Below are 23,232 nucleotides of genomic sequence, written 5' to 3' on the forward strand. Positions count from 1 at the left end.
TTTCTTTATTAATTCCCTTAACCATGTACTTTTTAAATTAATGTATTAAAAAACAGGCTGTTTTTTACCTAACGGTAGGTTGAAAATATTATTAATGAATGATACGATTTATGTAACCTTTTTTATTAGGAGGATTTATTATGAGTAAAAGTGAAGAAACACTCTCTTCGATAATTGAGGCGAGTTACCGCTTATTCGCTGAGAATGGTATCGCTAAAACAACTTACACGATGATTGCTGAAGAAGTTGGTATCGCCAAACCATCTATTTATTACTACTTTAAATCTAAAGACGCATTAATCGAAGGTATTTTTAATGAATTATGCAAAGCAATGCAATTCTCTTCTTTTTTCCATACAGAAGAGTTTACGCATGAAAATTTTATTGAGAAATGTATTGAAATTGGATTCAAAATGATTGATGAACAACGTAACGATCCTTATTTTAATCGTGTGTTGCAAGAATATGTTTTACTTTCTTCTAGAAACGATATGTACAAAGATCGATTACTAACTGTGCAAACAGAATATTTAAACGGATTTGAATCACTCCTCATAAAAGCAAATGAACTTCAACTCATTCAAAATAAAAATCTAGTTTCAAAAGCTCATATGTTAGCGTTAGTACTTGATAATATCGGAAGTTATATGATGTTTGATATAAATATGGATTATAAACAAATATGGATTGAAGCTGTTAACAGCATATTTGAAAGAAGTGATTCTTATGAAAAGTAAAAAACGAATTATCGGCTTAGATTTTGCTAGAGCTTGGGCGATGTTTGGAATGTTACTAGTTAATTTCATGGTGATAACAGGGGCGGAAGGAAATGGTCCTCCTCTGTTAAAAACCTTTATGTCACTTTTTGAAGGTAGAGCTTCTGCCTTGTTTGTTATACTTGCTGGGATTGGCATAACTTTAATGACTAAGTCATCTTTTGCTAGCCACGAGAAAATAAAAATTAGTAATAGCCGAAAAATGATATGGAAACGATCACTATTCTTATTTATTTTAGGACTATTATTGTACGTAATGGAATGGACGGGGGATATATTACACTACTATGGCGTTTATCTTTTCATTGCTGCATTACTAATTACTGTACGAAGAACTATATTAATATGGCTTTCTATCATTATTCTACTCACTGCACAATATCTCCAACTTACTTTTAATGCCTTCGAAGGATGGGGAGGCTCTACTCCATTTATAAACTATATAGACTTTTGGACAGTAAAAGGATTCCTTCGCAACTTATTCTTTAATGGCTATCACCCTATTTTCCCATGGTTTTCATTCTTCTTAATCGGTATGATAATTGGCAGGTTAGATCTTCATAATATAAAAATTAGACATTGGTTGTTCTTACTCGGTATAACAACAACCGTAATTATAGAGCTATTATCCAAAGTATTAACACAGCTATTTATCCCATACATTGGTGAAGAATCATCTACATTTTTGTTTGACACAGGACCCATTTTACCCAATATATTATACGTCGCATCAGCTACAGGATCTGCTATTGCTATATTAATAATTTGCCTCCATCTTGCTGAAAAATATGAAAAGAATTGGTTTATTACGGCCATTGTACAAACAGGCCAACTCACATTAACTCATTATGTAAGCCATGTATTTATCGGTATTGGGACATTGATTCTATTAAATAAGATGGAACATCAAACACTACTTTTCGTTTTATTATTTGCTACTGGATTTTTCATTTTCAGTGTATTATTTAGCACTTTATGGAGAAAGAAATTTTCTAGAGGCCCTATCGAATGGATTATGAGAAATTTAGCCGGATAATTTCTCTTCATACAAAAAGGAAGTTGGAATCGTTCATTCCAACTTCCTTTTTATTTAATTAGCTGGGCTCAGTTTGATTCGAACTTTTGTCTCACCTAATGAAAGTTCATCATCTTCTTTCGTTAATGCACGAAACGTAAATTGTTTTACGAGTAAATTTTCTTCTAATAGCCCTTTATGGTTCGTTAATGTATGCTCCAATTCATCTTCTGTATCAAGAACAACATCAACTCGTAAGTTAACCGGTAAATTCAATTGTTTACGATATTCTTGCACTGCTCGAATGAATTCACGAGCCACTCCTTCTTGTAACAATTCCTCCGTTACATTCGTGTCTAACATAACTGTATACTGTCCATTAGTCGTATTTGAGAATCCTGATTTCGCTACTTTTTCTACTAATACATCTTCAGACGTTACAACTACTTCTTCCCCTGATGCTGCTTGATATGCTGCTCTTTCAGTTGAAACAAAGTTCTGTACTTCTTCTTGCGATAATTGTTTTAGCCACCCGTTTACTGCATTCACATTCTTACCGAACTTCGGTCCCGCTGTTTTAAAATTCAATTTTAATTGATATGATGTGTATTTCGTTTCATCCAGTTCAACATGGAACGCTTTAACATTTAGCTCATCCATTACGATATCACGATAAGATTCCCAATCGATATCATTTTCCTTATGCTCAAGTAATACAAGCTCTGCTAACGGCTGTTTTACTTTCAATGAATGTTGATTGCGATTACTTCTCCCAAGTTCAACAACTTGTAAAACAGCGTCCATTTCTGCTTCTAACTTTGACTGAATAAGTGATTCGTTTACAACCGGATAATCTGCTAAATGAACACTGCTTCCTTCTAAATTTAGATGAATATCTTCAGCTACAAACGGTGTAAATGGTGCGATTAGTTTACTAATTGTAACAAGTACTTCATGTAGAGTTGCATAAGCAGCTGCTTTTTCAGGATTCATTCCTGACTCCCAAAAACGATTGCGTGAACGTCTTACATACCAGTTACTCACTTCATCTACGAGCGCAGCAATTTCACGAGCTGCATTCGTAAATTGATAATCATCTAGTGCAGTTCTTACCTTTCTCGTTGTGCTATGCAATCTTGATAACACCCATTCATCTAATTTCGTACGTTTAACTTCATACTTTTCTTTCGGATTATATCCATCTAAATTTGCATATAAAACATAGAAGCTATACACATTGACTAACGTATCTACAAATTTAGATTTCGCTTCTTGTACTGTTCTTTCAGAAAATCGTTTCGCATTCCACGGAGCACTGTCAACGAGTAAAGCCCACCTTAGTGCGTCGGCACCAAACTTCTCTACTAAATCCACAGGATCAAGTGCGTTACCTTTACTTTTAGACATTTTCTGTCCTTCTTCATCTAATACATGCCCTAATGATAATACTCGTTTATATGGTACTTTCCCTGTATATAGCGCTGATACTGCTAATAAACTATAAAACCAGCCGCGTGTTTGATCAATTCCCTCTGCAATTACATCTGCTGGAAACTGTTCTTCAAACAACTCTTTATTTTCAAACGGGTAATGATATTGCGCAAAAGGCATGGAACCACTATCAAACCAAACATCAATTACTTCTGGTGTTCGATTCATTGAACTTCCACATTTCTCACAGCAAACATGCACTTCATCTACATATGGCTTATGCAATTCTAAATCTTCAGGTGTTTCTTTTGTACTATGCTTTCTTAATTCATCAATACTTTTCGGTGCGAATTGATGATCGCAGCTTTCACATTCCCATACGTTTAACGGTGTTCCCCAATATCTATTTCGGCTAATATTCCAGTCCACCATATTTTCTAAAAACTTCCCAAAGCGTCCATGCTTCATATGATCTGGATACCATGTGACAGTATCATTATTTTGTAAAAACGTCTCTTTAATCTCAGTTGTTCGAATTAACCAACTTTCTCCTGCATAATAAAGTAACGGCGAATCACAGCGCCAACAATGTGGGTAGCTATGTTCATATTTTTCTTTATGATATAACAAACCTTCTTTAGCTAAATAACGGACAATATCAACGTCACATTCTTTTACAAACTTACCTTTTAGAAATGGTACTGCTTCTGTATACTCACCCTTCTCATCTACAACATGTAAAAATGATAACCCTTCATTTTGAACGACTCTATAATCGTCCTCCCCATATGCTGGAGCGATATGAACGAGTCCCGTACCACTATCTGCAGTAACAAAGTCTGCCGCAATAACACGGTATCCATTTGTAACTTCTTTCATCGGAAACGGTGCTGTATATGAAATATTTAATAATTCTTCTCCTTTATGAACAGACATTACTTCATAATCTTCTTTTAGCACTTCTTGCACACGGTCTTTAGCAACAATATACACTGATTCTTCTTGTTTTGCTTTTACGTATTCCATATTCGGATGTACGGCAAGTGCAACATTCGCTGGGAGCGTCCATGGTGTTGTCGTCCATCCAAGGAAATATTCATTTTCACTATCTTTCACTTTAAACTTAACCGTTGCGCTTAAATCTTTAACCGTTTTGTATCCTTGTGCAACTTCATGTGAACTAAGCGATGTTTGACAGCTTGGACAGTATGGTGAAACTCTATGCCCTTTATATAACAAGCCTTTTTCATGAATTGTTCCTAAAATATGCCATACACTTTCGATATATGGATTCTCTAAAGTAACGTACGGATCATCCATATCTACCCAATATCCAATGCTCTCCGTAAATTCACGCCACTGCTTCTCATATGTGAATACACTCTCTTTACACTTTTGAATAAACGGTTCAATTCCGTATTCTTCGATTTCATGTTTACCTGAAATGCCCAGTTGTTTTTCAACACCTAATTCTACAGGTAATCCATGTGTATCCCATCCGGCTTTTCTTAATACTTTATATCCAGCCATCGTTTTATATCTCGCTACTAAATCTTTAATCGCCCGCCCAAGTGCATGGCCGACGTGTGGTAATCCGTTCGCTGTTGGTGGCCCTTCATAAAACACAAAAGATTGTGCACCTTCTCGATTCTGAATTGATTGCTCGAAAATACTTTGTTCATTCCACTGCTTACGAATACGTGTTTCTCTCCCTACAGCTGACTCTTTTACATCTACTTTCTTCATCTACAATCACTCCTTTGAATTTTTTAAAAGCACACAAAAAACCCGTCCCTATGAAGTAGGGACGGGTTTACCCGCGTTACCACCCTAATTCTATTAGCTTTTCACTAATAGCACTTAGCAACGTACTAACATACGCGTTCTTTGTAACGGTAGACATCCGTCCGAGCTTACTTTATTCAGCCACGGCTCCTCGGAGATGATTTTCAAATAACGTCTGTACACCGGCTTTCAGCAATACACCGGCTCTCTGGGGAACAGCTCACTATTTTACTCTTTCTCGTCTTCAGATTTGTATACTTTATTAAAAGTTATTTTATGCCATTTAACAATTAATTGTCAACTAATTCAAAATATATTTTTATTTATATCCTTTTTCTCTATTCGTATACATTTATTTTTCAAATTCTCGCAATCCCGATAAATCTTCATCTTCCTCTGCAAGTTCAGCAAAAAATCCGGTTTCATCTTCACGAAGTACAATTCCAAGTTCTTCTCTTGCCTCTTCATTTCTGCTTAATACAGCTAAGTAACAAGCATGATCATATCTTGCTAACAAGTTAGTAACATCAATATCTAATATTTCACTTGTTATCTTTTCTGCCTTTATCGTTTGTCCAGCTCTATGATATGAAGATGCTAAAGTAAGAAGAATTGCCGTTTCATTTGGATGATGTATAGTAGCACCTTCTAATAAATGAATCGCATCCTCAAACCTCTCTTGACTTTGGTACATTTCTCCTAAAGCAAGGAATCCTCTACTTACGAATGGCGTTTTCTCAATTAATTGTAAGCAAATTTTTTCGGCTTTTCTTTCTTCTCCAGTCTTACATAATACATTCGCTTGTAAAAGAAGCGTATCATAATCATCCGGTAGCTCTCGAACCATTTGTTTCGTTAATTCGAAAGCATCTCGTAACATATCTTCTTCCTCACACTCAATGAAAAGACTTACAAGTTGCTTCGCTACATCATAATCCCACTTATTTTCTAACGACGTTTGTAATATCTCTATCGCTTCTTTATTCATCGCTGCATTCTCGTAAAATATCGCGAAACGCTGCGCTGCCATACTATTTTTCGGGTTTAACTTTAAGGAAATCTCAAATAAATCAATAATAACTGTAATCATTGAAATTTCCTTCGCACGATTTTTCATGCGATAAAATGCTCTTGTAAATATAGATTTTTTCGGCTGTTCATTTTGCTGCCTTTCTACTAATCTTTCGGCAACCGCAGTAGCTGCATAAACAAATGCTGTACTTCTTTCTGCTTTTCTCACCTTTAACGTATGAAGTGTGTCTCTTATTTGGGATAATTTTTTATGTTGCTCCATTGCTTTTACGTACACACCAAATATACGTTCACTTTCCAAATCTTTATGCATTACTTTCAACGCAACTTCGATTGCTTCTGCATTCTGCTTTTTAACAAGTACTTTCGCATAATGATATAGTACTTCCACATGCTCTTCATCTATCTTCATTGCGTATTCGATATATTCTTTTTCTTTATCTATGTCATTCATCGCACCAAACACGTATGCAATCGCATCTAAACGCCATATTTCAGAAACTTCTTCCGCTAATTTTTCTAATTCAATTAGCAATTCTTCTTGAAGATTCATTTCTACGGAAAGCTGCGCCAAATATTCCATATTAATATGCAATGGCTCTTCTTTCATCGCCTGTACCATATGACTTTGTTCTTTGAAACGATTCTCTTCTTTTTCATATATTTCAGCAAGCTGTAAATGTACACCTATGAAATTCTCATCCATTTCTAAACATGTTTCATATGCATGCTTCGCTTCTTGAAATTGCCCTAGCGCCATGAATGTTTCACCAATACGGAAATACGGCAATGAATCCTGTTTTTTCTTAAGTGCATCATTATATCGTTTTATTGCCTGATCATACTGTCCAATAGATTCATATAAAACACCAGCGTAACAACCGTATTCAATCACTTCCGTTTTTTCTTTTTCTAACGTTCTTAAAAACGCTATGCCTCGTTGCACAAAAGCTGTGTCTTTTATTCGACTTACATACTCATCTAACACACTGGATATATTAGCGTATACTCTTCGTATACCGTTCTCTAATTTAGAAAGTGCAAGTTTTAATTCTTTTTCATCCCCGCCTAATGCAATTTCAGCATCCCATAGCACCATGCCAGCATTCATAAGGAAATCTTGATTGTCCTCAAATTGCTTATTGATACTAACAAGATAGTTTTTGGCATCCTCATATTGTTCTTTTGCCATATAAACTTGAATTAAACCGAAATGAGAATATACATCTTCATTATTTTCTTCTAAAGAACGCTTATAAATAGTTTCTGCTTCTTCAAATTCATCATTTTGAAAATGGACATCTCCTAAACGAACATATAAAGACGCCTGATCTTCACAATTTTGAATTCCTTGTAATAAAATTTCCTTCGCACTATTCCCATCATCCAAATCTGATTCATAGATTTCCGAAAGCTTCGTATATACATACGCTGCCGTTTTATCTAATTGAATCGCCACTTTAAGTCCTTTTACCGCCAAATACACTTTTCCTAAATGCTGAGCACATCTTGCACGTTCATACCATATGTGCGCTTCATATTTATATTCTTTTAATAAATCATTAAAGAATCCATATGCCTCTTCATATCGTTCTAAATCTATTAATATTAAACCGTGATTTACAAGCGTAAACCTTTCTGGACTACGTTCTATAGCTGTTAGAGAATACTCTAGCCCCTTTTCAGGTTGATCCATATACATGTATGATAAAGCTAAGAAACTCCACGCAACTGGTTGGTCTGCATCCAATTGTAATGATGAACGAAAACTAGCAATCGCTTCTGCATAATTATCTTGTTCAAAAGAATAACGTCCATTTATAAAATGATATAACGCTTGATTGTTTTTCTTCTCCACACTTTGAAGCATTTGTCCTGCTTTCTTCATATCTTGCAGGCGAATAAAACACTGTGCACTATGCAATTTCACAAAGTCAGAGCTCGGAAACTTCTCCATTAACTTTTCTATACAAAACTGAATAAACTCTTTATCTACTTCAGCATCTAAATGTTTAATTGTATATAACCAAGTGTTTGGATTTTCACTTGTTTCTTTTAAAAATAGTATCAACTTTTCAATTCCCTCTTTATCTTGCTCATCTAAATGATCTGTAAGAGAAAAAATTGATTTAAAATAATTATGTTCTTCCACACTTAAAAAGGAAAGCTGTCCTATTCTATCTTTTGGCGTAAACGTAATAGCTAAACAATCTGTATAACGATATTTTTCTTGCAACTTATCATATTCTACAAGAATCGGTTCTAAGAAATTCGGATCTTGAATATAAAAAGCTTGTAACACATTGTCATAACCAGAAAGTACTTGTACATGGGAAGCGTGCTCAATATCTATACTTAATAAAACGGGAATACCTTGATCAAGTAACTTCTTATAATTCTCTTCATTCCCTTTAAAATAACGATACTCGTAACCTAAATTTTCTAAATACGTAACTGTATCTGAAAACTTGGAACCTGTTACATCAAAAATATGCTTTGCAATTTCGTCTTGCGTGCGGTTTTCTCCCCATAATCCTAACATCATTTCCAAACTCGTCGGAACACAATAGTTATCCTTTTGTACAATTGGAACTAACGGTAACCGGACCTTTTTTCCATCTGGATTTTTTTCTATATGATGATATAAAGAATTTTTCAAACTCGATTCTACTTTCAATAGTGCTTGTAACTCTTTAATCTCATTCATTTTATACAATGCTTCCGCACGTAGATGTATGAAATAAGTTGTGTAAGCGTGATACGAAAGCATTTGATTCATATTATCTATTACCGCTAACATTTCTTCAAAACGCTCTAAATCTAATAAATATTTCACCTTTTCAAAATGGAAGTATGGTATTTGTGGAAACTTTGCAATCGCATCGTTAATGAGTTGTAATGCTCGCTGCTGTTCTCCTTTATATGCATATAATTGTGCTAGTAAATATGTAGCTAATTCTTCACAATCTTTATGCTGCTGTCCAGCTAAAAGTTGTTCCTCTGCTTTCTCCCACTCACCGGTCTGTATATATAAGTAACCCCATTTATCAAAAACTGCATGCGTGCTATACTTTTCTGCCTTTTGCATATAGGCATATGCCTCTTCATTTCGCTTCATATCTAACAAACATCTAACTAACGTAAAATATGCTTTCGCTAAAACATCAGCATCAGTTTCTTCTTCATTTACCTCTTCCAAAGAATTTTTTAACAATTGTTCTGCATCAAGGATTTTACGCTCATCAATTAACTCATCACAATACAAAGAGAGCGTTCTCATATTTGGGAACTTTTTATAAGTGTAACGAATTAAAAAGGAGCTATATTGATGCATTAACCCTTCATCAGCAAGGCGAATTAATATATCAAACTCTTTAGGTGATGAAACGTTAGAAAGCCAGTTCTTCACGTATGATAATTTATTCGTTTCTTTTATATGTGCAATTTCATTATTTATCTCCTGTAATCCATCTATAAATCTCTTTTCCTTCAAACAAATTTCTAATTGCTTAAAATCTAGCATGCATTCACCTCAAATAATTATTTATACTGCCATTTGCAAGCAGTATTCTAACCTACTTGCTTAGATTTTACACATCATATAGTATGCATTCAACTAAAACCTCATATAATGAACAATATTATTTAATATTATTCAAGTTTATAACTAAATATCTTAAAAACGATGATTTCTCTCGGCATTTTGTTTAATTTGATGAAATATCGTATAACCTTAAAAAGAGGATTTTGTCTCCTTTTTTGTAGAACCTTATTTCAGTAAATGAAATTATATCGGCGATTCGACAAGGAATATCGATTCCCCTGCAAACTTTGACAATAATAGCTACTTCTATTTCATACGTTAAAGAGAGATTGTCCTGTAGGACAATCTCTCTTTTGTTTCACTTATCAAATTTTAAATCTACAAAAACACCGTAATGATCACTTTGAACTACGCATGATTAAGTTAATGTTGAATTTTCAAATATTTAAAGTAGCAATTCTCATTATATCCCTACTTTTCTAAAATTAGATTCTTCTCCTTATTTCACCATATGTAATCCTCATATTTGGGGCGTAAACTATAGAAGAGTGTATATGACACGTTTCAAAAAAGCATAGTTCTGCTTCATATTGAGCTAGCGCTTCATCATATGTTAAGCCCCGACTCATTAAACGGTCTATAAATGGTTGTTTTTCACCTGGATTACTAGCAATCCCCTCTTCTTTTAGAGAATTATATAAACCTTGTTTATCATTTTGATTTATATTAGAATCTAAAAAATTCACTTTATCACTTACTCTACATTCAATATTTTTAACACCTAATTCACTTAAATAAATCGGTATTTTCATACCAATATTGCCATCTTTACCACTTGTTTGCACGTCTCGTTCGAATAACCTCTGTAAAACACCAAGCTGGATGATTTCTGATTGGTTTACTCCACCGAGTACATATGAAGACATATTAGAAATCCAATGTGGTTCAAAACATATTATTTTCCCAACATCCTTAATTGAATTAATCATTTTTTGTAATATCGTTTTAGGTGAATTCATATGTAATAAGAAAGCATGACAGACCGCTATATCGTATTTATTTTTCAATTCATTTTCTGTAGCATCCCCCTCAATAAATTCTGTTTCATATGGGAGTGCACGAAACAACTCTCTCGCTTCAGCTATTAACGTTTCCCCTCTATCAATCCCTGTATACTTTGATCCAACTGGAAGTAAAGGCAACAAGGCCAAACCTATATAACCATATCCACAACCATAATCAACAATATGTACTGGCTCAGAAATCTTCCAAACTGAATTAACTAGAAAGCTTAAATAATCATCGTTATAATATAAATCTCTCGTATTTCTTAAATACGCTAACTTACTATTCCAATCATACTCTTCCAAGTCTAGCACCCCCTATTATTTACAAAACTATAGTTCTTCATTTAATATATGTATTCCTATGTTTCTAAAAATTTTAGAGATGTTTAGTTCTAATTAAAGCGTTAAATTGTACATGTTCTTTACTCTCCACCTATTTGACAAACTAATTTTGAGAAAAACAAAAAAGATTACATACCTGAAACGATATATAATCCTTTTTATAAAAATATCGAAATAAATAGAAGTTTAGTTAGTACAATCACAATCTGAGCAATCGGTACAATCTATTACGTCACAATCTAAATTTCTCTTTTTTTTGCTTCTTTTTAGATAAAAATATAGTAGTATCATAAATAATAAGCAAATAACAAAAGCTATTGTTGCTTCTATATATTTTTCATGAATGATAAAACCAATTCCACTTCCTCCTGATATAAAAATTAGAATTATGTAAATCCAAAACATATAAGTAGCTACCTCCATTGTTATATGGATTATGAAAGAATCCATATAATATTAGATGCAATAAATAGTCCCATACCATTACCGCTTAATAAGCCGGTAGTTACTCTTAGCAAATTTGTACTGCTTCGCAATCTCCACTTTTGGGTGAATCCATCGATTAATAATGGAATTTGAGCAAAAAAGGATAGCATTAATGAGAGACTAAACGAAGGCGTTATTAAAAAGTAAATTGGGAACATACAGAAACCAATAAGCATACCTGTGCATCGTGCACATAAAGGTATGTATTTTTGTAGTTTAAGGAAACTCCTTTCCGGTATTCTATGACAAGGAATATGTAAAATGAAACCTCGAATCAATACGAACCATCCTCTCTAAAAATATTTTAATTGATTTCACAACAAAATTATAGAGTTCTTACACTTCGTAGCATATAACTCCTTATAGTTAAGAGTTTTATTCAAGAAAATACAAAAAGACAAATCAGGTTAATGGTCGCCCGATTTGTCTTTTTGTTACTATATTTAGCTTTAATTTGATCTGCAGTTCATTACTAAAGTACTGTGAATATTTGTCACTGCACATAAACACATTTTTATTTTACATCTCCGCAGGAGCCCCAACACCAAGTAAACGTAACCCTTCTTTTAATACAACCGTCACAGCATAAACTAATGCGAGTCTGCTGTCCTTTTCTTCGCTCTCTTCTAAAATACGAACATTTCCATAATATTTATTGAACGCTTGTGCCACATCTAATACGTATTTTGAAATAACGGATGGCTCATTTTTGTTGAAGGCTGCTTCAATTACTTCCGGGAATTTGTTGAGTAATTTTACTACACTCCAGCTGTAATCGTCTTTTAATTCAAAATTACACGTTTCAAATTCCACATTTTCTTTTCTTAAAATCGAACAAGCACGCGCGTGTGTGTATTGTACGTACGGTCCTGTTTCTCCTTCAAATTTCAACATATTTTCTAATGAGAATTCGATATTATGCATACGCTCATTTTTTAAATCGTGGAAGATGACCGCTCCAACACCGACTTGTTTTGCTACTTCTTCTTTTTGTTTTAAATTAGGGTTTTTCTCTTCAATATTTTGTTTCGCAAGCGCAACTGCTTCTTCAAGTACTTCTTCTAGTAATATAATTCTGCCCTTACGTGTGGACATTTTCTTACCGTCTTTTAAAATGAATCCGAACGGTATATGCTCCATACCATCAACCCAGTTGTAGCCCAGTTTTTTTAATACAGTGAAAAATTGATTGAAATGCAAACTTTGTTCTGGGCCTACAACATATAGCGCTTTATCAAATCCATATGTGTTTTGACGATATAAAGCTGCCGTTAAGTCACGTGTTGCATAAATAGTCGCACCATCAGATTTTCTAATTAAGCAAGGCGGCATACCTTCTTCTTCTAAATTAACGACTAATGCGCCTTCTGATTCTTCAAGTAAATTGTGTTCCTCTAAAATCCCAACGAAGTCTTCCATCTTATCGTTATAAAAAGCTTCTCCCTGAAAATTTGTAAATTCTACACCGAGAAGCTCATAAATACGAGAGAACTCCTTTAAAGACTCGTGACGGAACCAATTCCAAAGTTCGACTGCTTCTTCATCACCTTCTTCTAATTTTTTAAACCACGCACGTCCTTCTTCTTCTAGTTCTGGGCTCTCTTTTACTTCTTCATGAAACTGAACATATAGCTTAAATAATTCACGAATTGGATCTTCTTTAACAACTGCTTCATTGCCCCATTTTTTATATGCAGTAATTAACTTTCCAAACTGCGTTCCCCAATCTCCAATATAATTAATCCCTACAACTTCATATCCACATTTTTCGGCGATATGCTTTAACGAGTTACCAATCATTGTAGAACGTAAATGCCCCATTGAAAAAGGCTTCGCAATATTTGGTGAGGAGTAGTCGATAACTACCGTTTTTTCATGTCCAAAATGATTTTGGCCGTATTCTTCTTTTTCTGCTAAAATCGTTTTTAATACCTCATCGCTTACTGTTTGACGATTAAAAAATACGTTTACATAAGGACCAACAGCCTCTACTTTCGTTAAGAACGGATCATTTAATTTCTCTGCGATCTCCTTTGCAATAATAGCTGGTGCTTTCTTATATTGCTTCGCAAGTGAAAAACACGGGAACGCTGCATCTCCGAATTCATCTTGCTTTGGCGTTTCAATTAAGTCTAAAATTTGATTTTGTGTTAATTCATTCGTAATAATACTTGATAGGCTTTTCGCAAACTGCGTTTTATACTCCATACTACAACCTCCTTATTTTTTAAAACACAAAAAACTCGTCTCTAAAAAAGAGACGAGTTTTAACCCGTGGTACCACCCTTGTTGTTCATTTCGAACCACTTTCCCGTTTGTAACGAGGACAGGGGGCCCCGGCTTACTCTACTATTCGTTCAAGAAGCATCTCCGAAGTGCGCTTCATCTTTTTCTCCGCACTAGGCTCCCACCATCCCTAGCTCGCTTTCCTTCTGAAAAAGATTACTCTCTTCATCACAGACAGAATATTTAATTAATTATTGCTTATTATACATCTTTTCAAACAATTAGCAAGGGTCAATTACACCAAAATGAAACTTTGCACTTTTTCTTTTGTATACATGAAAATTGTGGTTTTCAAATCGAGAACTACGGAAATGATCTTTCAGAACGACACGTTTTCTCGCCACGCGCTTCGCTTCCGCAATTGTTTCATCAGTAATATCATGATACAAAGCGAAGTGTTTTAATCCTCTAATTCCATCTGATTCGATGACAGTTTCTTCGAACATCGGATCAAGATACACGACGTCATAACTATTATCTTCACATTGTTTTAAAAATGCGAAATGCTCCGTTTGCTTTACATCGATTCTTTGCATTGCCTCATCAATTTTTGAAACTGATGAAGACCATGTTTGCAAACCGTTCTCCATGATGTAAGCCATATATTCATTACCTTCAAGCCCTGTTACTTTTCCGTTCTCACCAACGACATAACTAGCTACGATGCTATCTGATGCCATACCGAGCGTACAATCTAATACCGACATTCCACTCTCTAACTTTGCAGCTTGTACAAACGGATCATGTTCACCTCGCATTAACCTTTTCACACGAAACATTGCTGAATTTGGATGAAAGAAAAATGACTCTTCCGTACCTTTTGGATAAATAGCTAATCGGTTTTTACCTACGACAAGTACATCTTGTTCGTACTGCTCATGTAGTTTGTACACAGGTATATCCTTACGAATAACGAAAGCGCTATTTAATTCTTCTGCTACTTTTTTTGCATATGCCGTCATTTCTTTATTTGTTCTTCCTGCTGTTGTTACTATCATTGTTTCACCTCTATATAAAGAAAAGAGGGAGATTTACTCTCCCCCTTCTTTAGCAATTCTTTTCGAAAGCTTGTTCTAAGTTTGTAATAATTTCGTCCATTGTTGCACCTTCAATTTCATGACGGTGAATGAAGTGAACAACTTCTTTTCCTTTTAGTAATGCCATAGATGGTGAAGATGGAGGAATTTCTCCGAAGTATTCACGCATTTTCGCGGTAGCATCTTTATCTTGACCTGCAAATACAGTTACAAGATTATCAGGTTGTTTTTCAGCACGTACAACTGCTTGACCTGCTGATGGACGTGCTAAACCAGCTGCACAACCACAAACAGAGTTTACAACTACTAATGTTGTACCTGATGCATTCTCCATAAATTCTGTTACAGCTTCTTCTGTAGTTAACTCTTCAAATCCAGAACGCACTAGCTCTTGGCGCATTGGAATTACCATTTGACGCATGTATTCTTCATATGCATTTGACATCTTGTAATCTCTCCTTCAACTTTCATTCCAAATTTATCATATCACGCTCTATTAATAGGTGCAAAAGAAAGATAGTGATGTCTCTATTTTTTTAATGGGATTTCACAAACCCCTTCACGGCAATGACCTACGGGTACAAGTTTTCTATTATTAGCAATATAATCATATACTTTACTTCCAAATCCAAGAGCTATCGATAGCTTAATGCAAGGAACTGCAAACCAAAAAGACGGGACAGCCTTTGCTAAGACGTATATACTATGAATGCCATCGTACCATTTATTGTTTTTTAATATATACAGTCTTTGTTCCATCTTGCTCTGTAATTCTTCAGAAAGTTCGTATTGATCCACTACCTCTTTATCTCGAAATGAAACAAATTTCATCTTGCCCTTTTTATCTACTTTTTTCGTACGGTCTGCCACTGCCGTGCACATCGGACACCAACTATCATAGAAAACAATCATAAATTATTCTCCTTTACGAGACTCCGTCATTTGCTTCCATACAGAACCTTTTGCTTCTTCGCCGCCTTCAATACGTTCTAAAGCTAAACGTGCTTGCATCGCTACTTCAAACTCTGGATCATCTTGCGCTGCTTTTAGTGCTGGAATTGCACTTTCATCACCAAGTTCAAATAAGAACATTGCTGCACGCCAGCGTACTAATTTACTTGAATCTTTCAGAGATTTAATCATAACGAACATCGCTGCTGGGTCACCTACGTCTGATAAGCAATCCCCTGCTGTACGGCGAACACTTACAGAACGATCTAATAACGCCTTATATAATAACGGCAATACTTCATCACCTTTTACCATACCTAAATATGCTGTTGCTAAGCGGCGGATAGATACTTTCTCATCATCTAACGCCTTTTTCAATACTGGAATATCTTCTTCAGTAGGATCCATTTGTTCTAAAGCTGCAAAACGTTTTTTCCAATCAGAATCTTCCATCATCTCTTCTGTTACTTTATATGGCTCACGCTTTTGAATCGTTACTTCAATAGCACCTGCTTGATCTAATAATTCTTTAACCGTTTGATTTACACGTTCTTCTGAATAAGCAGCGACAAGTTCTTCTACTACTTCTTTCCCGATTTCTTCAAAATTACCGTAACGTGTACTTTGCTCTACCCATTTACGCTCTTTCACAACGTTAGGTGCAGACATTTGCACTTTCATAATTGATTCTTTAAAACGATCAGGTAAGCCAACACGCTCTTCTGTCGTTCCATCTGTTAACTTCACTTGCATCGGAATAGTAAAGAACATTTGAACAAACACTTTCACTTCTCCAAAATGAGAAAGTTGCTGTTCTTCACTTTCTTCCACTATTTCTTCACCGAAAACGGTACGAACTTGTTGTAATAAAACTTTCCAGTCATACTTCGCATTTCTCTCTACTGCTAAAAAGTCTGCTACATGATACACACCTTTAATGCCTTCAATTTTCAAAATTTCTTGTACTTGTACGGGTGCTTGTTCTTTATTTTCATTTGTATAATTATTACGTGCTCCTGATGGTAATACTTCATTCAAAATAACTTTCATTGTATTCGGACTTGGCGTCGGTTCAATTGCTTTAATCTTCACGTAAATAAACTCTCCTTTATTGCATGTTCTTAGCTGTATTGTAACATGTTATCCCTCTATACTCCTACTCGGATGCTTAATTTTACTACTTTCTTCCCACCATCATACTTTTTCATTCTTTCTTTTTCTTTATATAGAATAATAAAGTTTCTATAGTGCTTAAAGAAAAGAATATATCTTTTTTAGTGGACTATATCCTATACGCGTAAGTTTACTGATTGCAAAATAATTCAAATGGAAGTGCTGAAGACCGACAGACTGTAGATAAGATATGGGAGAATGTACTGACTGATAGTGGCCTCGCCCCTATTGATGTCCATACTCCATTATGATTGTGGAATCGTACAGGTTTCCCACAAATTTCAAGCTGAGAAACATTACGAAGCAACACCTAATAAAAATACTTTTCACCACATTCTTCCGAACCTATTGTTTAAAGTCCCATTTTATTGCGATGCCCCCTCCCTCCTTCTCTCTAAAAATGTAATGCTCTCAATTACAACTTCAGTTCTATATATTCTCTTTCCCTGTTCATCATCGTAATTACTCGTATGAATACGCCCAGTAACCCCAACAAGGGACCCCTTCGTACAATATTCAGTTACATTTTCAGCCGATTTTCGCCAAACGACACAATTTATAAAATCCACTTGTTGTTCACCTAAACTATTTCGAAACCCCCTATTCACCGCAACACATATTCGTGCATAAGCCACTCCTTGTTTTGTGTAGTATAATTCCGGCTCCTTTGTCAATCTACCGATTAATACAACTCGATTCATCATAAGTTATACCACCTCACACATTTTTCTTCATTGTAAAGAAAAATGTGTGAAAGGTAAAAATTGCAAAATGGTATGTTTGTAAATAAAATTACTTATTTTATACCTTATAAAAGTAAAAAAGAAACCTTACATGTTTCAAACATATAGGGTTTCAAAATTTTTTACACTTCGCTACAAGAAATATAATATCCCCCACGAGCCAACTTAACTTCAGCACGATAAAGTACATTTTCTAAATAAAAAATAATCGGTTTTACTTTACTCTCAAACTTTAGTTGTTCATTACACTCAGTCGCGTATCTATCAATAGCCGAACAAATCACTTCCGTCGATGGATACGTTAAAGCGTCATCTAGTTCTATGAAAAAACTTTTAGAAAATAGTTTTTTCATAATCCCTTTTTTCTCTTTCATCATATTCCATCCCCTTCAATTCGAGTCGATATTATACCATGTTGTCAATTTATCTTTGAAAATAAAAAAATCCTGCACATTTCATGCAGGATTTTTTCATTAGTCATTTTTCGTAAAGTAAGAAACAAAACGAAGAATTTCTAAGTATAACCATACTAGAGTCATCATTAGACCCATTGCACTGTACCATTCCATATATTTTGGAGCTTGGCTACGTGCACCACTTTCGATTAAATCGAAATCTAGTAATAAATTTAATGCAGCAACTACGATAACAACTGCACTAATGATAATACCAATTGTACCACCTTGGTGAATATACGGAACAGTTACACCGAACATGTTTAGTAAGAATACGATTAAATACATAACCATAATTCCCATTGTCGCCGCAATTACACCTGTACGGAATTTATCAGTTACTTTTACTACGCGCGTTGCATATAAAACTAACATCGCAAATAGAATAGAAATTGTTAGTAATACAGCGTTTAAAACGATAGTATCGCCAAATTTCATTGTATAAACCGCTGAAATACTTCCTAACACTACCCCTTCTACCGCTGCATAGATTGGCGCACCGATAGGTGATATGCGCGGGAAGAATATAGACGCAAACGCAACGATTGCCGCAATAACTAAAGCACCAATTAATACTGGCATCTTCATCGTACCTTGCGTCATCTGTATGTATGAATAGACAGACGTTGCAAGCAGTAAGATAAGCATGATAAACGTTTTGCCTACTGTTCCGCCAATAGTCATCGCAGAAGCATTTGCTCCTTCTTTACGGAATGCCTCTTTTTTCAACATTGGATTAGATGTTCTCATTTTTCCCCCTCCTAAAATAGGTTCTACCAATAGTGTAAAGTTTTTCTCTTTACTTTTCAATATATGCAGCTTGTTTTTATTTTAATCCTTCAACGATGTCTGATAGTTCACTCCATCTTTCCATCGTTTTTTCTAGCTCTTCTTCTGTTTTCTGCTGTGCTTCAGATAATTCTTGTGCCTTTGTAAAGTCAGATCCAACTTTCGCAAGTTCTTCTCCAATTGACTCAAGTTTCTCTTCTAGTTCGGCAATTGTATCTTCAATTGTTTCCCATTCACGTTGTTCATTGTATGAAAGTTTACGTTTACGTTGTTGTTTTGGAGCTTCTTCTACTACTTTTTTCTCTTTTTGAACTTCCGCTTTCTCAATAAGTTCTTTCGTTTTTTCCATTTCTAAATAATCTGTATAACTACCTAGGAACTCACGCACTTCGCCTCCACCAGTAAAGATGAACAGTTCATCTACTACTTTATCTAAGAAATAACGGTCATGCGATACAGTTAAAACGACACCTGGGAAATCTTCTAAATAATCTTCCAGTACTGTTAATGTTTGTGTATCTAGATCATTCGTAGGTTCATCAAGTAATAGTACGTTTGGTTCTCCCATTAAAATACGTAATAAATATAAACGTCTTCTTTCACCACCAGATAGTTTACCAAGCGGTGTACCATGTGAATGCGTCGGGAATAAGAAACGTTCTAACATTTGAGATGCACCAATTACTTTTCCATCTGTTGTATGAATAACTTCTGCAATCTCTTTAATGTATTCAATCATACGCTGATTTAAATTCATCTCTTCATTTTCTTGCGTATAATAAGCAACTTTTACAGTTTGTCCTACTTCAACTTCACCACTATCAGGAGATAACTTGCCTGCAAGCATATTTAATAGAGAAGATTTCCCGCTTCCATTCGCCCCAATAATTCCGATACGATCGCCTGGTTTCACAATATGATTAAAATTATGTAGTACCGTCTTATCGCCAAATTTTTTCGTTACATCTTTTAACTCAAGTACTTTCTTTCCTAGACGACTTCCACTTAGTGCAATATCAACTGACTGTTTTGCAGCTGGTCCTTCTTGTCCCTTTAGCTCATCAAAACGCTGAATACGCGCCTTTTGTTTCGTAGAACGGGCTTTTGCACCACGGCGAATCCAAGCAAGTTCACGACGATATAAATTTTGGCGTTTTGATTCTTGTGCCGATTCTTGCTCTTCACGAAGTGCTTTCGCTTCTAAAAATGTACTATAGTTTCCTTCGTAGCTATATAGTTTACCGTTATCTAATTCAAAAATACGGTTTGTCACACGATCTAAGAAATAACGATCATGGGTTACAAGTAATACCGCACCTGTATATCTTGCTAGATATTCTTCTAACCATTCAACTGTCTCATGGTCAAGATGGTTCGTAGGCTCGTCTAAAATTAATAGATCAGGTGTTTCAATAAAACATTGTGCCATTGCGATACGTTTTTTCTGTCCACCAGATAAATTTCCAACAGTTGCAGTGAAATCTGTAATTCCTAATTTCGTTAGAAGAGATTTCGCACTTGCATTTGCTTCCCATGCACTCATTGCATCCATACGTTGCTGCACTGCAAATAATTGTTCCTGTACTTTTTCATTACTTGGATCTTTTTCGATATTTAATAATGCTTTTTCATAATCACGAAGAAGACGAATTAAAGGTGTATCACCATGGAACACTTGCTCTAATACTGTTAGTTTTTCATCAAACTCTGGTTGCTGTGATAAATAACTAATTGTATAACCACGTGAATGCGTCATATCACCTGTATCAGGAGTTTCTAACCCTGCAATAATTTTTAATAATGTCGATTTACCAGTACCGTTTACACCAATAATTCCGACACGTTGTCCTTCTGTAATACTACATGATAATCCATCAAATAACGGTTTTTCTCCGTATGATTTCGATAAGTTCTCCACAGTTAACATTTTCATATTTGCGCATTCCACTCTTTCATAAATTGTTCAATAAACTCTTCCATATAACGATGACGTACTTCAGCCTCTCGTTTTGCTGCGTTCGTGTTCATTAAGTCTTTTAGTTTTAAAAGTTTTTCATAAAAATGATTTAAAGATGGATCGTTATTTTTTCGGTATTCATCTTTCGTCATCACTTCACGAGGAGGAATATTTGGATCATACATTAATCTCCCTTTCGCTCCTCCGTATGCAAACGTACGAGCTATTCCAATTGCACCAAGAGCGTCTAAACGATCCGCATCTTGAACAATTTCCCCTTCAATTGATTCCACTTTGCCACCATGGCCACCCTTAAAGGACATATTCGCAATAATGTGGAGAATATGTTTACTTTCCTCTTGTTCAACATGTAAATCTTCTAACCAATCAGAAACTTTTTTCATTCCTGCCTCTTCACTCTCATTTAACTTCTCATCTGCTACATCGTGAAGTAATGCCGCCATTTCAATTATAAAACGATTTCCCCCTTCTTGCTCGGATAAAGAAATCGCCAATTTATGTACTCGTTCAATATGATACCAATCATGCCCACTCGCATCTTTTTCTAAAATATGTTTTACGAAAGTTATTGTTTTTTGAATTTTTTCTTGTTTTATCATTTTATCTTCACCCAGTTTCTTATTGTAACACGCCCGCATTTTTTCATCACATATTTTCTTGTCCGCCCATACACTAGGTGGTAGGCATCATCATGAAGGAGGAATAAAAATGTTCTATAATAATCAACCGCCTTACCCACAACAACCATTTTCCCCTCAACATCAGGATCAAAGATATGCAGAACAACATGGGGAGAAAGAAACACAACATCAAGAACCCCCATACGAACAAAATCCATACGCAACTCCGCAAAATCAAGAAGCTGAATATCAACAAAACCCTTATGACACACGTCAAAGTACAAATACAGAATACCCACAAAATCCATATGAAACAAGCCAAAATCTAAGCCCTGAATATCCACAAAATCCATATGTAGCACCACAAAATCAAGAACAACAAAATCCATATGAAACACATCCAAATTATGAATATCCTCAAAATCCATATGTGGCACAACAAAATCAAGAACGACAATATCAGCAAAATCCATATGAAACTCAGCATACTCAAGAACAACAATATCGACAAAATCCACAGGCAACTCAGCATATACAAGAACAACAATATCAACAAAATCCATACGTATCTCAGCCACAACAACCGCAATACCAACAACAAATGTATCAACCAAACTCCGATTCACGTGTCTCACCACCTGCACCACCAACAATTGATCCGACGCAACCACAAATTTTACCTCCAGGACCAACGTTAGATACTACACAGCCACAAATTTCACCTCCAGGACCAATTACAGAACCAACACAACAACAAATCCAACAAGTTGTCGGCACACAGTTTTTAACTTTAAAGAAACCTGTACTAGATTTCGTAAAACCTTGGGTAGATTACGGTTTAAATGAAGCAAAACAAACATCACACCAACACGCTTTAACGGAAGTTGCTGCTATTATGTTCTTAGTTGGAAAAGGATTCAACCCGACGATTGCTCATTACATTGTAGAATCTTGGGAGAAGAATGAGCAGTTTTAATCTTATTCATTTTGTGTTAAATAAAACTATAAAAGTGTCACAAATGCCTGTTATACAAGCATTTGTGACACTTTTTCATTTGTTATATTATATTCTATACCACAGATACTTCATATGATGGAAATATAGTTGACGGAAAGATTTCCGATGATAATATCCAAGAAGGGGCAATGTGTGGTAAACCCCCTGAAAAATCTACAATAGAAAAGGTTTGGGACGGTATTGTAGAAGGTACGGGACAAGCTGTTGAAGATACAGTAGAAGGATTTAAGGCACTTGGTAAATGGGAGACGTGGGAAAACATGGGGAATGCCGCCCTACACCCTATTGATACCCTTAGTACCATGTATAATGTATTGTCAGATTCATTTATTAATGATGTAATAAATGGTGACGCAGAAAGTCGTGCAAAATGGGGAAGTTATGCTTTAACTCAAGTTGGTTTAGGACTTATTGGTGATAAAGGAATAAGCAAAGTCACTACACTCGCAAAGGGTGTGAGTGTAGCAAAATTCTCAGAAGGTATTTCGCATTTTACAAATAATTTACCATTGAAAGACCGATTTGCATTCGCAGGTGCTAGTGGCTTTGGAAGCACTCAGATAAAAACTTTTGAAGCTTTACAAGAAGCCCGTGATACATTTATGTTTTCCGAAACTGGTGGAAGAAATAGAGTCAAAGATGTACAAGAAGTCATACAGGATTATGCTGATAAAGTTCTTGATAGAGTAAATGTAAAAAATGAT

At 35.1% G+C, this 23,232-nt stretch carries 18 protein-coding genes, 1 pseudogene and 2 other annotated features; of the genes and pseudogenes, 4 read left to right on the forward strand and 15 right to left on the reverse strand.

From position 1 onward, the window contains the following. The first annotated feature begins 140 nt into the window (after window positions 1–140). Together BAU28_RS22045 and BAU28_RS22050 are read left to right on the forward strand one after the other, a co-directional pair. On the forward strand, window positions 141–737 hold the full coding sequence (locus tag BAU28_RS22045) for a TetR/AcrR family transcriptional regulator (protein WP_071719988.1): 597 nt from the start codon (window positions 141–143) through the stop codon (window positions 735–737). Then, entirely contained in the window at window positions 727–1,812 is a 1,086-nt protein-coding gene (locus BAU28_RS22050; protein WP_071719989.1) for a DUF418 domain-containing protein, read from the forward strand. The genes BAU28_RS22045 and BAU28_RS22050 overlap by 11 nt, the downstream gene beginning before the upstream one ends. A 54-nt stretch (window positions 1,813–1,866) precedes the next feature. Here BAU28_RS22050 and ileS read toward each other — a convergent pair whose 3' ends face one another. The 15 genes from ileS to BAU28_RS22125 form a co-directional block, all read right to left on the reverse strand. Continuing rightward, window positions 1,867–4,968 (reverse strand): isoleucine--tRNA ligase, encoded by a 3,102-nt coding sequence (gene ileS, locus BAU28_RS22055; protein WP_071719990.1) that lies wholly within the window; start codon window positions 4,966–4,968, stop codon window positions 1,867–1,869. A gap of 54 nt (window positions 4,969–5,022) precedes the next feature. Beyond that, window positions 5,023–5,261, reverse strand: a binding site (T-box leader). Between the two features lie 98 nt (window positions 5,262–5,359). Next, entirely contained in the window at window positions 5,360–9,562 is a 4,203-nt protein-coding gene (locus BAU28_RS22060) for a bacteriocin-processing peptidase family protein (protein ID WP_071719991.1), read from the reverse strand. A 506-nt stretch (window positions 9,563–10,068) separates the two neighbouring features. Next, window positions 10,069–10,953 (reverse strand): class I SAM-dependent methyltransferase, encoded by an 885-nt coding sequence (locus BAU28_RS22065; protein WP_071719992.1) that lies wholly within the window; start codon window positions 10,951–10,953, stop codon window positions 10,069–10,071. A gap of 225 nt (window positions 10,954–11,178) precedes the next feature. Further along, window positions 11,179–11,397, reverse strand: a complete 219-nt coding sequence (locus BAU28_RS22070) for a hypothetical protein (protein ID WP_002171713.1) — start codon at window positions 11,395–11,397, stop codon at window positions 11,179–11,181. 29 nt (window positions 11,398–11,426) lie between these two features. Then, window positions 11,427–11,756 carry a DUF2085 domain-containing protein gene (locus tag BAU28_RS22075; RefSeq protein WP_071719993.1) on the reverse strand — a complete coding sequence of 110 codons (330 nt, stop codon included), beginning with the start codon at window positions 11,754–11,756 and terminating at the stop codon, window positions 11,427–11,429. Window positions 11,757–11,997: 241 nt separating this feature from the next. Beyond that, the gene (gene argS, locus BAU28_RS22080) at window positions 11,998–13,686 is read right to left on the reverse strand and encodes an arginine--tRNA ligase (RefSeq protein WP_071719994.1); all 1,689 of its coding nucleotides are present in this window, start codon (window positions 13,684–13,686) and stop codon (window positions 11,998–12,000) included. 45 nt (window positions 13,687–13,731) lie between these two features. Beyond that, window positions 13,732–13,945: a binding site (T-box leader), on the reverse strand. Between the two features lie 40 nt (window positions 13,946–13,985). After that, window positions 13,986–14,762 (reverse strand): class I SAM-dependent methyltransferase, encoded by a 777-nt coding sequence (locus tag BAU28_RS22085; RefSeq protein ID WP_071719995.1) that lies wholly within the window; start codon window positions 14,760–14,762, stop codon window positions 13,986–13,988. Window positions 14,763–14,811: 49 nt separating this feature from the next. Continuing rightward, the gene (locus tag BAU28_RS22090) at window positions 14,812–15,246 is read right to left on the reverse strand and encodes a BrxA/BrxB family bacilliredoxin (RefSeq protein WP_048372447.1); all 435 of its coding nucleotides are present in this window, start codon (window positions 15,244–15,246) and stop codon (window positions 14,812–14,814) included. Between the two features lie 83 nt (window positions 15,247–15,329). Next, on the reverse strand, window positions 15,330–15,713 hold the full coding sequence (locus tag BAU28_RS22095) for a thiol-disulfide oxidoreductase DCC family protein (RefSeq protein ID WP_071719996.1): 384 nt from the start codon (window positions 15,711–15,713) through the stop codon (window positions 15,330–15,332). Window positions 15,714–15,716: 3 nt separating this feature from the next. Further along, complete coding sequence (locus BAU28_RS22100; RefSeq protein ID WP_071719997.1) at window positions 15,717–16,844, reverse strand: conserved virulence factor C family protein; 1,128 nt, start codon at window positions 16,842–16,844, stop codon at window positions 15,717–15,719. 446 nt (window positions 16,845–17,290) lie between these two features. Beyond that, window positions 17,291–17,629 carry a single-stranded DNA-binding protein gene (locus BAU28_RS22105; protein ID WP_071719998.1) on the reverse strand — a complete coding sequence of 113 codons (339 nt, stop codon included), beginning with the start codon at window positions 17,627–17,629 and terminating at the stop codon, window positions 17,291–17,293. 161 nt (window positions 17,630–17,790) lie between these two features. Then, on the reverse strand, window positions 17,791–18,045 hold the full coding sequence (locus BAU28_RS22110; protein ID WP_071719999.1) for a DUF4318 domain-containing protein: 255 nt from the start codon (window positions 18,043–18,045) through the stop codon (window positions 17,791–17,793). A gap of 96 nt (window positions 18,046–18,141) precedes the next feature. Beyond that, window positions 18,142–18,873, reverse strand: a complete 732-nt coding sequence (locus BAU28_RS22115) for a Bax inhibitor-1/YccA family protein (RefSeq protein WP_048372457.1) — start codon at window positions 18,871–18,873, stop codon at window positions 18,142–18,144. 76 nt (window positions 18,874–18,949) lie between these two features. Further along, window positions 18,950–20,845 carry an ABC-F family ATP-binding cassette domain-containing protein gene (locus BAU28_RS22120; protein WP_071720000.1) on the reverse strand — a complete coding sequence of 632 codons (1,896 nt, stop codon included), beginning with the start codon at window positions 20,843–20,845 and terminating at the stop codon, window positions 18,950–18,952. Next, window positions 20,842–21,489, reverse strand: a complete 648-nt coding sequence (locus tag BAU28_RS22125; RefSeq protein ID WP_033718919.1) for an HD domain-containing protein — start codon at window positions 21,487–21,489, stop codon at window positions 20,842–20,844. The genes BAU28_RS22120 and BAU28_RS22125 overlap by 4 nt, the downstream gene beginning before the upstream one ends. A gap of 109 nt (window positions 21,490–21,598) precedes the next feature. On the opposite strand from BAU28_RS22125, the gene BAU28_RS22130 reads away from it, so the two are divergent. Beyond that, on the forward strand, window positions 21,599–22,486 hold the full coding sequence (locus BAU28_RS22130; protein ID WP_071720001.1) for a hypothetical protein: 888 nt from the start codon (window positions 21,599–21,601) through the stop codon (window positions 22,484–22,486). Between the two features lie 149 nt (window positions 22,487–22,635). Then, window positions 22,636–23,232 (forward strand): annotated as a pseudogene (locus BAU28_RS22135) (hypothetical protein); the annotation flags it as partial.

Origin of the sequence: Bacillus paramycoides (assembly GCF_001884235.1) — a bacterium.
Classification (GTDB): Bacteria; Bacillota; Bacilli; order Bacillales; family Bacillaceae_G; genus Bacillus_A; species Bacillus_A paramycoides.

Excerpts from the sequence above, each read along its gene's own strand:
- BAU28_RS22045 (WP_071719988.1), top strand. The coding sequence starts at position 141 with ATGAGTAAAAGTGAAGAAACACTCTCTTCGATAATTGAGGCGAGTTAC.
- BAU28_RS22050 (WP_071719989.1), top strand. The coding sequence starts at position 727 with ATGAAAAGTAAAAAACGAATTATCGGCTTAGATTTTGCTAGAGCTTGG.
- ileS (WP_071719990.1), bottom strand. The coding sequence starts at position 4,968 with ATGAAGAAAGTAGATGTAAAAGAGTCAGCTGTAGGGAGAGAAACACGT.
- BAU28_RS22060 (WP_071719991.1), bottom strand. The coding sequence starts at position 9,562 with ATGCTAGATTTTAAGCAATTAGAAATTTGTTTGAAGGAAAAGAGATTT.
- BAU28_RS22070 (WP_002171713.1), bottom strand. The coding sequence starts at position 11,397 with ATGTTTTGGATTTACATAATTCTAATTTTTATATCAGGAGGAAGTGGA.
- argS (WP_071719994.1), bottom strand. The coding sequence starts at position 13,686 with ATGGAGTATAAAACGCAGTTTGCGAAAAGCCTATCAAGTATTATTACG.
- BAU28_RS22085 (WP_071719995.1), bottom strand. The coding sequence starts at position 14,762 with ATGATAGTAACAACAGCAGGAAGAACAAATAAAGAAATGACGGCATAT.
- BAU28_RS22090 (WP_048372447.1), bottom strand. The coding sequence starts at position 15,246 with ATGTCAAATGCATATGAAGAATACATGCGTCAAATGGTAATTCCAATG.
- BAU28_RS22095 (WP_071719996.1), bottom strand. The coding sequence starts at position 15,713 with ATGATTGTTTTCTATGATAGTTGGTGTCCGATGTGCACGGCAGTGGCA.
- BAU28_RS22105 (WP_071719998.1), bottom strand. The coding sequence starts at position 17,629 with ATGATGAATCGAGTTGTATTAATCGGTAGATTGACAAAGGAGCCGGAA.
- BAU28_RS22110 (WP_071719999.1), bottom strand. The coding sequence starts at position 18,045 with ATGATGAAAGAGAAAAAAGGGATTATGAAAAAACTATTTTCTAAAAGT.
- BAU28_RS22115 (WP_048372457.1), bottom strand. The coding sequence starts at position 18,873 with ATGAGAACATCTAATCCAATGTTGAAAAAAGAGGCATTCCGTAAAGAA.
- BAU28_RS22120 (WP_071720000.1), bottom strand. The coding sequence starts at position 20,845 with ATGAAAATGTTAACTGTGGAGAACTTATCGAAATCATACGGAGAAAAA.
- BAU28_RS22125 (WP_033718919.1), bottom strand. The coding sequence starts at position 21,489 with ATGATAAAACAAGAAAAAATTCAAAAAACAATAACTTTCGTAAAACAT.
- BAU28_RS22130 (WP_071720001.1), top strand. The coding sequence starts at position 21,599 with ATGTTCTATAATAATCAACCGCCTTACCCACAACAACCATTTTCCCCT.